At 58.9% G+C, this 14,265-nt stretch carries 11 protein-coding genes and 3 tRNA genes; 2 read left to right on the forward strand and 12 right to left on the reverse strand.

Going from position 1 to position 14,265, the window contains the following annotated elements; genetic code table 11:
- Positions 1 to 105: 105 nt before the first annotated feature.
- From clpP to L4G42_RS00815, 5 genes are all read right to left on the reverse strand, one after another.
- On the reverse strand, positions 106 to 747 hold the full coding sequence (gene clpP / locus L4G42_RS00795; protein WP_237254941.1) for an ATP-dependent Clp endopeptidase proteolytic subunit ClpP: 642 nt from the start codon (positions 745 to 747) through the stop codon (positions 106 to 108).
- A gap of 91 nt (positions 748 to 838) precedes the next feature.
- Positions 839 to 2,149, reverse strand: a complete 1,311-nt coding sequence (gene tig, locus L4G42_RS00800; RefSeq protein WP_237254942.1) for a trigger factor — start codon at positions 2,147 to 2,149, stop codon at positions 839 to 841.
- Between the two features lie 373 nt (positions 2,150 to 2,522).
- A tRNA-Leu gene (locus tag L4G42_RS00805) sits at positions 2,523 to 2,607 on the reverse strand.
- 57 nt (positions 2,608 to 2,664) lie between these two features.
- Positions 2,665 to 2,740 (reverse strand) — tRNA-His (locus L4G42_RS00810).
- A gap of 59 nt (positions 2,741 to 2,799) precedes the next feature.
- Positions 2,800 to 2,876: transfer RNA gene (locus tag L4G42_RS00815), tRNA-Arg, on the reverse strand.
- A gap of 310 nt (positions 2,877 to 3,186) precedes the next feature.
- Between L4G42_RS00815 and folD the strand changes: the two genes are divergently transcribed.
- Positions 3,187 to 4,041, forward strand: a complete 855-nt coding sequence (folD, locus tag L4G42_RS00820; RefSeq protein WP_237254629.1) for a bifunctional methylenetetrahydrofolate dehydrogenase/methenyltetrahydrofolate cyclohydrolase FolD — start codon at positions 3,187 to 3,189, stop codon at positions 4,039 to 4,041.
- A gap of 101 nt (positions 4,042 to 4,142) precedes the next feature.
- Here the strand turns inward: folD and L4G42_RS00825 are convergent, their stop codons facing one another.
- The 6 genes from L4G42_RS00825 to L4G42_RS00850 all read right to left on the reverse strand — a co-directional run bounded on the left by L4G42_RS00825 (position 4,143) and on the right by L4G42_RS00850 (position 10,297).
- Positions 4,143 to 5,948: an ABC transporter substrate-binding protein gene (locus L4G42_RS00825; protein WP_237254630.1), complete on the reverse strand. Its 1,806-nt coding sequence runs from the start codon at positions 5,946 to 5,948 to the stop codon at positions 4,143 to 4,145.
- Positions 5,949 to 6,101: 153 nt separating this feature from the next.
- Positions 6,102 to 6,374, reverse strand: coding sequence for a DUF2160 domain-containing protein (locus tag L4G42_RS00830; protein WP_037013651.1), 273 nt, complete (start codon positions 6,372 to 6,374; stop codon positions 6,102 to 6,104).
- 11 nt (positions 6,375 to 6,385) lie between these two features.
- Positions 6,386 to 7,186 (reverse strand): carbohydrate ABC transporter permease, encoded by an 801-nt coding sequence (locus tag L4G42_RS00835; protein WP_074892149.1) that lies wholly within the window; start codon positions 7,184 to 7,186, stop codon positions 6,386 to 6,388.
- A 27-nt stretch (positions 7,187 to 7,213) separates the two neighbouring features.
- Entirely contained in the window at positions 7,214 to 8,080 is an 867-nt protein-coding gene (locus tag L4G42_RS00840; protein WP_237260447.1) for a carbohydrate ABC transporter permease, read from the reverse strand.
- The gene (locus tag L4G42_RS00845; RefSeq protein ID WP_237254632.1) at positions 8,073 to 9,203 is read right to left on the reverse strand and encodes an ABC transporter ATP-binding protein; all 1,131 of its coding nucleotides are present in this window, start codon (positions 9,201 to 9,203) and stop codon (positions 8,073 to 8,075) included. The genes L4G42_RS00840 and L4G42_RS00845 overlap by 8 nt, the downstream gene beginning before the upstream one ends.
- Positions 9,203 to 10,297, reverse strand: a complete 1,095-nt coding sequence (locus L4G42_RS00850; protein ID WP_074892082.1) for an ABC transporter ATP-binding protein — start codon at positions 10,295 to 10,297, stop codon at positions 9,203 to 9,205. Before L4G42_RS00850 ends, L4G42_RS00845 begins: the two co-directional genes overlap by 1 nt.
- A gap of 356 nt (positions 10,298 to 10,653) precedes the next feature.
- Between L4G42_RS00850 and L4G42_RS00855 the strand changes: the two genes are divergently transcribed.
- Positions 10,654 to 12,507 carry a sigma-54-dependent Fis family transcriptional regulator gene (locus L4G42_RS00855; RefSeq protein ID WP_237254633.1) on the forward strand — a complete coding sequence of 618 codons (1,854 nt, stop codon included), beginning with the start codon at positions 10,654 to 10,656 and terminating at the stop codon, positions 12,505 to 12,507.
- Positions 12,508 to 12,882: 375 nt separating this feature from the next.
- Here L4G42_RS00855 and cysS read toward each other — a convergent pair whose 3' ends face one another.
- Positions 12,883 to 14,265: a cysteine--tRNA ligase gene (gene cysS, locus L4G42_RS00860; RefSeq protein WP_237254634.1), complete on the reverse strand. Its 1,383-nt coding sequence runs from the start codon at positions 14,263 to 14,265 to the stop codon at positions 12,883 to 12,885.

Consider the following 14,265-nt stretch of genomic DNA (forward strand, 5'->3'; position numbering starts at 1 on the left):
CAATCCGGTAGGCTTGCAACACAAGATGAGGGCAATTGCTCGATTTTTCAAGTCCACAGGCGGCACGGATATATCAACCGCCCGGGATCATTGCCCTTCACGCAGTCATTTGGTCATTTGACGCCGATCGATGACCGAGTCCACCAGACCGTATTCAGCAGCGCGTTCTGCGCTCATGAAATTATCACGGTTGGTGTCGCGTTCGATGGCTTCCAGCGTCTGACCGGTGTGGTGCGCCAGCAGCTCGTTCAGACGTTGACGGATGAACAGGATTTCACGGGCGTGGATGTCGATGTCCGACGCCTGGCCCTGAAAACCGCCCAACGGCTGGTGAATCATGACGCGGGAGTTCGGCAGTGCGAAACGCTTGCCCTTCGCGCCACCGGCCAACAGGAAAGCGCCCATGCTGCAGGCCTGGCCCATGACGGTCGTGGAAACGTCCGGCTTGATGAACTGCATGGTGTCGTAGATCGCCATGCCCGCAGTCACCGAACCGCCTGGGGAGTTGATGTAAAGATGGATGTCCTTGTCCGGGTTTTCCGCTTCAAGGAACAGCAGCTGCGCCGAGATGAGGTTGGCCATGTAGTCTTCAACCGGACCGACCAGGAAGATGACGCGTTCCTTGAGAAGGCGGGAGTAGATGTCATAGGCGCGCTCGCCACGGGCGGACTGCTCGATAACCATCGGGACCAGGCCGCCAGCGGCCTGGATGTCAGAGTTCTGCTGAATATAAGAATTGCGGGACATGTCTCGCATTCACTCCCAAATAGTCATGTCTTGAATACGCATAAGCCAGCGCGAAGGCTGGCTTATGGTGTTTTCGAACGAGAGAAGGAAATCAGTCGGCTTGTGGAGCTTCAACCGGCTTGACTGCCTCTTCGTACGAGACCGCTTTGTCGGTCACGCTCGCTTTCTGCAAAACAGTATCCACAACTTGCTCTTCCAGCACAACCGAACGAACTTCGTTCATTTGCTGTTCGTTCTTGTAGTACCAGGCCACAACCTGCTCTGGCTCCTGGTAAGCGGAAGCCATTTCCTGAATCAGCTCGCGAACGCGGGTGTCGTCAGGCTTGAGGTCGAACTGCTTGACGACTTCAGCCACGATCAGACCCAGTTCAACGCGGCGCTTGGCCTGCTCTTCGAACAGCTCTGCCGGCAGTTGGTCAGGCTTGATGTTGCCGCCGAACTGCTGAACAGCCTGAACGCGCAGACGGTTCACTTCGTTTTCCAGCAGCGCTTTAGGCACTTCGATCGGGTTGGCGGCGAGCAGACCGTCCATCACCTGATTCTTGACCTTGGACTTGATCGCCTGACGCAGCTCACGCTCCATGTTCTTGCGAACTTCGGTGCGGAAGCCTTCGATGTTGGTTTCCTTAATGCCGAACTGCTTGAAGAACGTTTCGTTCAGCTCAGGCAGGGTCGGTGCCGACACGGTGTTGACAGTGACGGTGAACTCGGCGGTTTTGCCAGCCAGTTCCAGATTCTGATAATCCTCTGGGAAGGTCAGGTTCAGAACGCGCTCTTCGCCAGCTTTGGCGCCAACCAGACCGTCTTCGAAACCCGGGATCATGCGACCCGAACCCAGCACCAGCTGAGTACCGGTGGCCGAACCGCCAGCGAACGCTTCACCGCCGATCTTGCCGACGAAGTCGATGTTCAACTGGTCTTCGTTTTGTGCAGCGCGGTCGACGACTTCGAAGCTGACGTTCTGCTTGCGCAGGATTTCCAGCATGTTGTCCAGATCGGAATCAGCGACGTCAGCCGACAGACGCTCGACGGAAATGGACTCAAAACCGGCAACGGTGAATTCAGGGAATACTTCGAAAGTAGCGATGTACTCGAGGTCCTTGCCCTTTTCGAAGGTTTTAGGCTCGACGGAAGGTGCGCCAGCGGGGTTCAGCTTTTGCTCGACGACTGCTTCATAGAAGGTCGCCTGGATCAGGTCGCCCAGTGCTTCTTGACGCGCACCGTCTTCGTAACGCTGGCGGATCACGCTCATAGGCACTTTGCCTGGGCGGAAGCCCGGGATCTTGGCTTTACGTGCGGTCTGCTGCAGACGCTTGTTGACTTCAATCTCGATGCGCTCAGCGGGCACGCCAATGGTCATGCGGCGCTCGAGAGCGGAAGTGTTTTCAACAGAAACTTGCATTGATATTCCTCGTTGCACAGACGTTAGCCGGCCGTTTCCGACCCCAGAATCAAGGGCAAGCATTCTAGTGGGTCAAACTCAAGAAGTCACCCTACTGAACGAGGGTAAATAAAGTGGCATGCAGCCCGGGAATCACAGACGTATGTTTTAGCCTGCGGGAGGTCTCTGGAACGCTCCTGATACGCCCCTATATAAAGGAAGCAAAAGGACGACCGAAACATGATCCAGTCCCTGGAAGCACACCGGACGAGCCCTGTGTTATGGACCCATCAAGCTCGCACTGCGTTGAAACGCAGCACGTTGAAACAAAAAAAGCCGCACAAGGCGGCTTTCTTTCATCCCTCAACACCCGAGGTGTTGCGAGACTTGTAACTGGTGCGGACGGAGAGACTCGAACTCTCACACCTTGCGGCGCTGGAACCTAAATCCAGTGTGTCTACCAATTCCACCACATCCGCGTTTTGAAGCGCTTAAAGCAAAGGCGCCAGATTATGAATCTGGCGCCTTTTCGAATATGGGGTGGACGAAGGGGATCGAACCCTCGACAACGGGAGTCACAATCCCGTGCTCTACCAACTGAGCTACGCCCACCATATTGCGCTGTAACCGACGCACTCAAACTGAATGCTACTTGTGCCAAAGCTGCCTAATGGCGCACCCGGCAGGACTCGAACCTGCGACCATCCGCTTAGAAGGCGGATGCTCTATCCAGCTGAGCTACGGGCACTTATTTCATTTGCCTTCGTGAGACTGCAAATTAAGAGCTTTCAATCACGCTGAGCCGATCTTAACTCTACCTGACTTATTCAACCTTTCGACCTGATTTGCCGCTTTCGGCTTATCCTGTTTGGGGTTGTGCCCGACAAGTGCGACGAATCTTATAGACGGCCCAAAAGGTCGTCAACACTTTTTTCAAAAAAATTCAGTTAATTAAAGGGGTTAGCTTATTAAGCGGACCAACCGTCTTTGCCCTTGCGTCAGGTCATGCGAGAATGCGCGCTCTTTTTCCCTCCCCTTCCGATGGTTAATCACGCGTAATGACTGCAAAACTAATAGACGGTAAAGCGATCGCAGCCAACCTGCGCCAGCAGATCGCTCAACGAGTCGCCCAGCGTCGCGAGCAAGGCCTGCGTACGCCCGGCCTCGCGGTGATTCTGGTCGGCAGCGACCCCGCCTCTCAGGTTTACGTCTCGCACAAACGCAAAGACTGCGAAGAGGTCGGCTTCATCTCCCAGGCCTATGACCTGCCCAGTGAAACCACCCAGACCGAACTGACCGATCTGATCGATCGCCTCAACGACGATCCGGCCATCGACGGCATCCTGCTGCAACTGCCGCTGCCCGAGCATCTGGAATCTTCCAGCCTGCTGGAGCGCATCCGCCCGGATAAAGACGTCGACGGCTTCCACCCCTACAACGTGGGTCGGCTGGCCCAGCGCATTCCGCTGCTGCGCCCCTGCACGCCCAAGGGCATCATGACGCTGCTGGAAAGCACCGGTGTCGATCTGTACGGCAAGGACGCAGTCGTCGTGGGCGCTTCCAACATCGTGGGTCGTCCGATGGCGATGGAGCTGCTGCTGGCGGGCTGCACCGTGACCGTGACCCATCGCTTCACTCAGGATCTGGCCGGACACGTGGGTCGTGCCGATCTGGTGGTCGTGGCGGCGGGCAAGCCGGGGCTGGTCAAGGGCGAGTGGATCAAGGAAGGCGCGATCGTCATCGACGTCGGCATCAACCGTCAGGATGACGGCAAGCTGGTGGGCGATGTGGTGTACGAAACCGCCATGCCCCGCGCCGGCTGGATCACGCCGGTGCCAGGCGGCGTTGGCCCGATGACCCGCGCATGCCTGCTGGAAAACACACTGTACGCGGCAGAAACGCTGCACGGCTGATCATTCAGGCCGGCGCATCAAACCACGCACATGAAAAACGGCACCCGAGGGTGCCGTTTTTTTATGCGCCGGATTTTTTGCCGGATCTTGCCCTGCGCAGGTTACTTCTTGCCCGCTTCCCAGCTTTTCAAGAGGTCGGAGTAAGCGATGGTTTCGCCCTTCGGCTTCTCGTTGGCCAGTTTGCGTTGCGGCGCGAGGAATGCACCGTTGCTCTTCTCGGCTTTGGTGTACCACTCTTCGGCCGAGGTTTCCGGGTTCATCTTCGGTGCGCAACCGCTTGGTTCCTGAACCTTGGAGCGCTCGATGCGGGTCATGATTGCATCCTGATCCTTGGCCAGACCGTCGAGGGCCGCCTGCGCGGTTTTCTCGCCGGTAACGGCTTCAGCCACGTGACTCCACCACAACTGAGCCAGCTTCGGATAATCCGGAACGTTGGTGCCGGTTGGCGACCATTGCACGCGGGCCGGGCTGCGATAGAACTCGACCAGACCACCGAGTTTCGGCGCCAGGGCGGTCATCTCTTTGGAGTTGATGTCCGATTCGCGAATCGGCGTCAGGCCCACGATGGTTTTCTTCAGCGAGACGGACTTCGACGTCACGAACTGCGCGTAGAGCCAGGCGGCCAGGCGTTTCTTCTCTTCGGTGGACTTGAGGAAGGTCCAGGAGCCCACGTCCTGATAACCCAGCTTCATGCCCTCTTTCCAGTAAGGACCTTTTGGCGATGGCGCCATCCGCCATTTCGGCGTGCCGTCGGCGTTCATGACTGGCAGACCTGGCTTGGTCATGTCAGCGGTGAAAGCGGTGTACCAGAAGATCTGCTGAGCAACGTTACCCTGGGACGGCACTGGGCCGGATTCTGAGAACGTCATGCCCGCAGCTTCAGGCGGCGCGTAGGCCTTGAGCCAGTCGATGTACTTCTGAGTGGCGTACACAGCGGCCGGGCCGTTGGTGTCGCCGCCGCGGGTGATGCTCGAACCGACCGGGTGGCAGTCTTCTACGCGAATGCCCCACTCGTCGACCGGCAATCCGTTCGGCAAACCTTTGTCGCCGCTGCCGGCCATGGAGAACCAGGCATCAGTGAAGCGCCAGCCCAGGGACGGGTCTTTCTTGCCGTAGTCCATGTGGCCGTAGACTTTCTTGCCGTCAAGTTCCTTGACGTCTTCGCTGAAGAACTTGGCGATGTCTTCATAGGCGGACCAGTTCACCGGAACGCCCAGCTCGTAGCCGTATTTGGCCTTGAACTTCGCTTTCAGATCAGCACGATCAAACCAGTCGGCGCGGAACCAGTACAGGTTGGCGAACTGCTGGTCAGGCAGTTGATAGAGCTTGGCCGGCGTGACGACTTTGCCGGAAGCATCTTTGACTTCAGGTGAAGTGGTGAACGAGGTGCCGATGAAGTCCTTGAGATCGAGCGTCGGAGAGGTGACTTTCGAGCCTTCCGGGCTGGCCATCAGGTCTGTCAGAGACATCGCCTTGCCGTAGCGGAAGTGCGTACCGATGAGGTCGGAGTCGTTGACCCAGCCGTCATAGATACTCTGGTTAGACTGCATGGCGGTCTGCAGCTTCTCGATCACGTCGCCTTCCTGCAGCAGGTCGTGGGTGACCTTGATGCCGGTGATTTCGGTGAACGCCTTGGCGAGGGTTTTGGATTCGTATTCATGGGTGGTCAAGGTTTCGGAAACCACCTTGATGTCCATGCCGCGGAACGGCTCCGCCGCCTTGATGAACCACTCCAGCTCCTTGAGCTGATCGGCATCGGACAGCGTGGTCGGCTTGAACTCGCTGGAGGCCCACTTCTTGGCAGCATCCTCGTACTGATCGGCCCATGCCGAAACGCTCAAGCCACTGAGCATTACCATCGTCGCTACCGTCACACTATGTCGCAGCTTGTTTTTCTTATTGAACATAGACACCTCTTGTGTTGATTCTTATGTGATCCAACCTATTCGCATCTTCCTCTGTAGGAGCGCGCTTGCCCGCGAATGCGGTCTGCCTGTACAGGACGAATCGCCTGACACACCGCCTTCGGGCGAGCACCTACAGCTACATTTCGCTTTTCTTCAACCCCAACGCATCACCACCAACAGCCAGACCAGGGACAACCCGGAGGCCACCCAGATATTCCAGCTCGTCGCGCCGATAACCAGCAGATGCAGGTAGGCACTTCCGAGCAGGCCGATGAACAGACGATCGCCGCGTGTCGTGGCGATCGGCAGAAAACCGCGACGCTCAATACTCGCCGAACGCAGTTCCCAGGCCGTCATCGCAACCAGGATCGCAGCGATGGACGCAAAGAAAATAGCAGTTGGCAGGGTCCAGGACATCCACTCCATTTTTCGACTCCTCAGACACGACCAAGAGCGAAGCCCTTGACCACGTGATTACGAACGAACCAGATAACCAGCATGCCCGGCAGAATGGTCAACACACCCGCCGCTGCCAGCACCCCCCAATCGATCCCCGACGCCGAAACGGTGCGGGTCATGACCGCCGCGATCGGCTTGGCGTTGACCGAGGTCAGCGTCCGCGCCAGCAGCAATTCGACCCAGGAGAACATGAAGCAGAAGAACGCCGTGACACCGATGCCCGAGCCAATCAGCGGGATGAAAATCTTGCCGAAGAACTTGGGAAAGCTATAGCCATCGATGTAGGCCGTTTCGTCAATTTCCTTGGGAACCCCGGACATGAAGCCTTCCAGAATCCACACCGCCAGCGGCACGTTGAACAGGCAGTGCGCCAACGCTACCGCAATGTGCGTGTCGAACAGACCGATGGACGAGTAGAGCTGGAAGAAAGGCAGCAGGAAAACCGCAGGTGGCGCCATCCGGTTGGTCAGGAGCCAGAAGAACAGGTGTTTGTCGCCGAGGAAACGATAGCGTGAAAACGCGTAGGCCGCAGGCAATGCGACGCTCAGCGATATCACCATATTCAGGCAGACGTAGTACAGCGAGTTGATGTAGCCGCTGTACCAGCTTTCGTCGGTGAAGATCACCTTGTAGTTCGCCAGCGTGAAGTCCTGTGGGAACAGGGTCAGGCCGCCGAGGATTTCGGTGTTGGTCTTGAACGACATGTTGACCAGCCAGTAGATCGGCACCAGCAGAAACAGCAGGTAGATCCACAGCGGTATGAGCTTTTTGAACGACACTTTCTCGCGCTTGTTCATGGGCGCTCCTCAGTTCTTTTCGCTGTGGGTCATGGCGGTGTAGAACACCCACGACACCAACAGAATGATCAGGAAATACACCAGCGAGAACGCTGCCGCAGGGCCCAGGTCGAACTGGCCGAGCGCCATGGTCGTCAGGGTCTGGCTGAGGAAGGTCGTCGAGTTGCCCGGACCGCCACCGGTAAGCACGAACGGCTCGGTGTAGATCATGAAGCTGTCCATGAAGCGCAGCATCACCGCGATCAGCAGCACGCTCCTCATCTTCGGCAGCTGGATGTGTCGGAACACCGCCCAGTTGGACGCCCGATCAATCCGCGCAGCCTGGTAGTACACGTCGGGAATGGCGCGCAGACCCGAATAGCACAGCAACGCCACCAGCGAGGTCCAGTGCCAGACGTCGATGACCAGCACGGTCACCCAGGCGTCCGACGCATTGGCCGCGTAGTTGTAGCTGATGCCCAGCACATCGTTGAGGACCCAGCCCAGCAGACCGATATCACCACGGCCGAAGATCTGCCAGATGGTGCCGACCACGTTGAATGGAATCAGCAGCGGAATGGTCATCACGATCAGGCACACCGATGACCAGCGCCCCTTGGTCGGCATGGTCAGCGCGATGCCGATGCCCAGCGGGATTTCGATCAGCAGCACACACCCGGAGTAGATGAACTGGCGCAGCAGCGAGTCATGCAGGCGCGGGTCCTGCAGCACTTGCCGGAACCAGTCGGCGCCGACGAAGTAGCGGCTGGACTGGTCGAAGATGTCCTGCACCGAATAGTTGACCACGGTCATCATCGGAATGATGGCGCTGAACGCCACCAGCAGGAACACCGGCAGTACCAGCCACCAGGCCTTGTTGTTTTGCACTTTAGTCATGGGACACCTCGCTGGCCGGCAGTGTGTGGGTGGCGGCCTCCAGCAGAAATTCATCGGCGTAGAGCATCAGCCATTGCGCCGGGAAACTGACCCAGGCCTGGCCTTGCGGCACCGGCTTGTCTTCCTGCAAGCGCACTTTCAACAACTGGCCTGCCAGGTTGAGGGTAAGGATCTTGTAGGTCCCCAGGTCCTCGACGTAGGTCACTTCGGCCTGCATGGCGTCATCGACCGGGCCGTCCCAGACGTGCACGAACTCGGGACGAATCCCGACTTTCAACGTGCTCCACTGAGTGGCCGCCAGGCGCTGCTGCAGGGCTTCGGGCAACGGCAGATGAATACCGTTAAAGCCCACGCCGCCGGCTTCAGGCTTGACCTCGATGAGGTTCATGCCGGGGCTGCCAATGAAGTAGCCGACGAAGGTGTGGTGCGGTTTTTCGAACAGCTCGCGGGGCGTGCCGAACTGGACGATCTGGCCGCCGTACATCACCGCGATCTTGTCGGCGAAGGTCGAAGCCTCCAGCTGATCGTGGGTGACGTAGACCATGGTGATGTTGAACTGCTCGTGAATCTGCTTGAGCTTGCGGCGCAGTTTCCACTTCAGGTGCGGGTCGATGACGGTGAGCGGTTCGTCGAACAGAATCGCCGAGACGTCATCGCGAACCAGCCCGCGGCCCATGGAGACTTTCTGTTTTTCGTCAGCGGTGAGGCCTTTGGCTTTCTTCTTCAGCAACGGCTGCAGATCCAGCACGTCGGCGATTTCCTGCACCTTGATCTTCACCTTCGCTTCCGGCATGCCCTGATTGCGCAGCGGGAAGGCGAGGTTGTCGTACACCGTCATGGTGTCGTAGACCACCGGGAACTGGAAAACCTGAGCGATGTTGCGCTCCTCCGGCGACATGTCGTTAACCACGGTGGTGTCGAACATGACCTTGCCCTCAGACGGGCTGAGCAGGCCGGAGATGATATTGAGCAGGGTCGATTTGCCGCAGCCGGACGGGCCGAGCAAGGCGTACGCTCCGCCCTGCTCCCAGATGTGGGTCATTTCGCGGATGGCATAGTCTTCAGGGCCGGTCGGATTGGCGCTGTAGCTGTGCGCGAGTTGTTGCAAGCGGATCTCGGCCATCAGGCAACCCTCGCCATGCGCAGGCCCGGCGCCTGAATCAGGCCGCCCTGCTGATCGAATACGAACAGTTTGTGAGTCGGGATGTACACGCGAATCGGCGTGTCCACGTCGTACTCGTGGACGCCCGGCAAATGCAGCACCAGCGAGAAATGCTCGTTGCGCACGTGCAGGAAGGTTTCCGAACCGCTGATCTCGGCGAGTTCAACCGTTACCGCCAGTTCAAGGTCGTCGTCGTTGGACGGCACCAGACTCAGGTGGCTTGGGCGCACACCAAAGCGGTATTCGCCGTCGCCGATGGTGCGCAGGTCGACATTGAGCGGGAAGTGCACGAAGTTGGCGAAGCTGACTTCGTTGCCTTCGATGCGACCGGGCATCAGGTTGATCGGCGGCTCGGAGAACAGCTCGGCGGCCAGCACGGTTTTCGGCTGGTGGTACACCTCGGGCGTCCGGCCGCTCTGAATCACGCGGCCTTCGTGCAGAATCGTGGTGGTCCCGCCTAGCGCCAGTGCTTCGTTCGGCTCGGTGGTGGCGTAGATGGCGATGGTATTGCGCGTTTCGAACAGCTGACGCATTTCCTGACGCAGCTCTTCGCGCAGCTTGTAGTCGAGGTTGACCAGCGGCTCATCGAACAGAATCAGTTCGGCGTCTTTGACAAGCGCCCGCGCCATGGCCGTGCGCTGCTGCTGGCCGCCGGACAATTCGAGAGGGTGGCGGCTGAGGAATTTTTCGATGCGCAGCATCTTCGCGGTTTCGCGAACGCGGCGGTCGATTTCGTCCTTCGACATCTTGGCCTGGCGCAGCGGCGAGGCGATGTTGTCGTAGACGGTCATGCTCGGATAGTTGATGAACTGCTGATAAACCATGGAGACGTTGCGATGACGCACCGCGACCTGGGTGACATCTTTGCCATTCATCAGTACCCGGCCGCTGTCTGGCTTGTCCAGACCGGCCATCAAGCGCATCAGGCTGGTTTTGCCTGATAAGGTGCGCCCCAGCAATACGTTGAATGAGCCGGGTTCAAAGCTCAGCGAAGCATCATCGATCCAGATCTGACCGTCGACGGCGCGGCTGACGTGCTCAAGCGTGAGAGACATGGCGTGCCCTTTTTATTTGTTTTGTTCGGGGTGTTGCGTGTTTGCCGTATGGCAGGTCATGACATCCGTTGACCGATTGTGCTGACCGATTGTTGGATAGCGACAATCGTGCCAACCGGCCTGCTTAGAAGTTTTCTGGCTGGGACACCCGGAATAGAGCCATCGCGACATTTTGACGCACGTGCGGGCATTCGTTGATGAACATAAATGAACAGGAAAGGCTGAACACCTGAACAAAATGAACATTGACTTTGAACAATCCTGAACAACAATGGGTGGACGTTTTCGAGCAGGGATGCTCTGCCCCAGCGGCATCTCGACAACAATAAATAAAAGTACTCGGACGGAGCCATTTCATGGCCACACCAGGCGCACCCCCCAGCCACGACACCATCATTCAGGACTCGTGGGCCCGCTGCCGCGAGTTCGGCCTCGACCACCAGTCTCGCCCGTCCTTCGGTCGTCTGCCCGATCAGCAGGTTTCGCAACTGCTTGAGCGCCATCATTCTCTGGTGCAGACCACCCATCAGCAGGTGCTGCCCTTCTACGAGAACATCCTGAGCAATTCCAATTGCCTGATCCTGCTCGCCGATCAGCAGGGCCAGGTGCTCAATTCCTGGGGCAACAAACGCTTCGTCGAGCCGGATCAACAGCCGGGTTTCGTCGCCGGAGCCAGCTGGCTGGAGCAAGGCGCCGGCACCAACGCCATCGGCACGGCGCTGGCCTGTGAACAGGCTGTTCACATTGAACACGATGAACACTTTCTCAAGGCCAACCGCTTCATGACCGGGTCAGCGGCGCCGATTTTCGATGCGTCGCGGCGGATGATCGCGGTGCTCGATGTGTCCAGCGACAGCTTCCTGCCGCCCTCCCACACCCTTGGGATGGTCAAGATGATGAGCCAGACCATCGAAAACCGGCTGATCCTCGACCAGTTCCAGCACAGCCATTTTCAGCTGATCTTCAACACCGGCTTGAACAACCTCGACAGCCAGTGGGCCGGGCTGCTGGTGTTCGATGAAAGCGGCCGGGTGCTCTGCGCCAACCGCCGTGCCGACAACCTGCTGGGCGTCAGCCTGCTGAACGCCAACATCGAAAACCTGTTCAAGTCGCCAATCACCGATCTGCTTGATCAAATGGAAGGGCAGCCCTTCCCGCTTCAAGCCTCTGGCCACAACCGTTTTCATTGCGTGCTGAAGCGGCCGAAGGCGCCAGTGCTCAGGCTTAGAACGGTACCGGTGCCGTTGCCGGGTGCGTCCCGGTCGATCACTGTCGGCGCCATTGAGCCCGGTGTGGGGGATGAGCGGGTCGAGAAAGCCGCGCGTCAGGGGCAGCGATTGCTGGAGAAGAACGTCCCGCTGTTGATCCTCGGCGAGACGGGCGTGGGCAAGGAAGTATTCGTCAAGGCCCTGCACCGCGCCAGCTCCCGCGCCGATCAGCCAATGATTGCCGTGAACTGTGCAGCGATCCCGTCGGAGCTGGTCGAGGCCGAACTGTTTGGCTATGAAAAAGGCGCGTTCACCGGGGCTCACCATAAAGGCAGCATCGGGCTGATTCGCAAAGCGGATAAAGGCACGCTGTTTCTCGATGAGATCGGCGACATGCCGCTGCCGGTTCAGGCACGTCTGCTGCGGGTGTTGCAAGAGCGGTGCGTGCAACCGGTGGGCAGCAGCGAATTGTACCCGGTGGATATCAGGGTGATTTCCGCCACTCACTGCTCATTGCGCGAACACGTGCAGAACGGACGCTTTCGTCAGGATTTGTACTACCGCATCAGTGGCCTGAACCTGGAGCTGCCGCCGCTGAGGGATCGCAGCGACAAGCCCGCGCTGGTGCGTGCGATCTGGGAACAGCACCGCGAACCGCAGCAGACGGCGGGCTTTGAGCCGCAGGTGATGGAGCTGTTCGAACGGCACCCATGGCCGGGAAACCTGCGGCAGTTGAGTAATGTGATTCAGGTGGCGTTGGCGCTGGCCGACGATCAGCCGATTTCCACCGAGCATTTGCCGGAGGACTTTTTTGCAGATCTGGCGATGGGCTGCGAGCGCGTCGAGCCCGAGACAGTGTTCAACCGCAAGGCTGCGCTGGACACGCCGGAAGAGTTGAGCGAGTTGTTGCAGGCGGCCGGCGGGAACATTTCGCAGCTGGCGAAACGCCTGGGGGTAAGCCGAAATACGCTGTACAAGCGGTTGCGGGAACAGGGGTTTTGATTGGGGATTTTCGCTAGCGGGCAGGGTACGCGAAAACGGACGCGGAGCGTCCGGCGATGCATTCCCACGCAGAGCGTGGGAACGATCACCAAAAGCGGGTAGACAGTGGAGGCGAGTCCATACATAGGAGCCGGCTTGCTGGCGAAAGCGGTGGGTCAGTAGATCTTTCCATGGCTGATTCACCGCATTCGCCAGCAAGCCGGCTCGTACAGTTTCACTACCTGATCGTCCGTGCGCCCGGCGTCAACCGTGACGCGGAGCGTCTGGCGATGCGTTCCCACGTAGAGCGTGGGAACGATCATAGCTTCTGGGGCGCAGCGCGATTTCCTGTAGGAGCGCGCTTGCCCGCGAAAGCAATTTAACAGGCGCTGACGATCAATCCGCCAACCGCCAGGTCGTGCTGCCTTTGCTGTCTTCCAGCACAACGCCCATGGCGGTGAGTTGATCGCGGATGCGGTCGCTCTCAGCCCAGTTCTTGTCAGCGCGCGCTTGCAGGCGCGCGGCGATCAAGGCTTCGACTTCTGCGGCATCCACACGACCTTCTGCGCCGGCGCGCAGGAAGTCGTCGGCTTCCAGCTGCAACACGCCCAGCACACTGGCCAGCTCCTTCAAACGTGCCGCCAGCCCCGCCGCTGCGTTGACATCGCTGTCGCGCAGGCGGTTGATCTCGCGGACCATCTCGAACAACACCGCGCACGCTTCCGGCGTCCCGAAGTCGTCGTTCATCGCAGCGGAGAAACGCTCGACGTACGCTTCGCCACCCGCAGGCTCGGCAACCGGCAGGCCTTTGAGCGCGTGATAGAACCGCTCCAGCGCGCCTTTGGATTCCTTCAGGCTGTCTTCGGAATAGTTGATGGCGCTGCGGTAGTGGCTCGACACCAGTAGGTAACGCACCACTTCCGGATGGTATTTATCCAGCACGTCGCGGATGGTGAAGAAGTTGTTCAAGGACTTGGACATCTTCTCGCCATTGATGCGGATCATGCCGCAGTGCAGCCAGGCGTTGGCGTAGGTCTTGCCGGTCGCGGCTTCGCTCTGGGCAATCTCGTTTTCGTGGTGCGGGAATTCCAGGTCGCTGCCGCCGCCATGAATGTCGAAGGTCTCACCCAGGCAGCAGGTGGACATCACCGAGCATTCGATGTGCCAGCCAGGACGCCCTGCGCCCCACGGCGATTCCCAGCTCGGTTCCCCCGGCTTGACGCCTTTCCACAGCACGAAATCCAGCGGGTCGTCCTTGGCTTCGTCGACCTCGATCCGCGCGCCGATGCGCAGGTCTTCGATCTTCTTGCGCGACAGCTTGCCGTAACCGAGGAATTTGCCGACGCGGTAGTACACGTCGCCATTGCCCGGTGCGTAGGCATAGCCCTTGTCGATCAGGCGCTGGATCATGTCGTGCATGCCGCCGATGTAATCGGTGGCACGCGGCTCCATGTCCGGTTTGAGGATGTTCAGGCGCGCTTCGTCCTCGTGCATCGCGTCGATCATGCGCGCGGTCAGGGCGTCGAACGCCTCGCCGTTTTCACGGGCGCGGTTGATGATCTTGTCGTCGATGTCAGTGATGTTGCGCACGTAGGTCAGGTCGTAGCCGCTGAAACGCAGCCAGCGGGTGACCAGGTCGAACGCCACCATGCTGCGGCCGTGGCCTAGGTGGCAGTAGTCGTACACGGTCATCCCGCAGACGTACATGCGCACCTTGTTGCCATCCAGCGGTTTGAAAACTTCTTTGCTCTTGCTGAGCGTGTTGTAGATAGAAAGCAC

It is taken from the genome of Pseudomonas petrae, assembly GCF_021728295.1.
Classification (GTDB): Bacteria; Pseudomonadota; Gammaproteobacteria; order Pseudomonadales; family Pseudomonadaceae; genus Aquipseudomonas; species Aquipseudomonas petrae.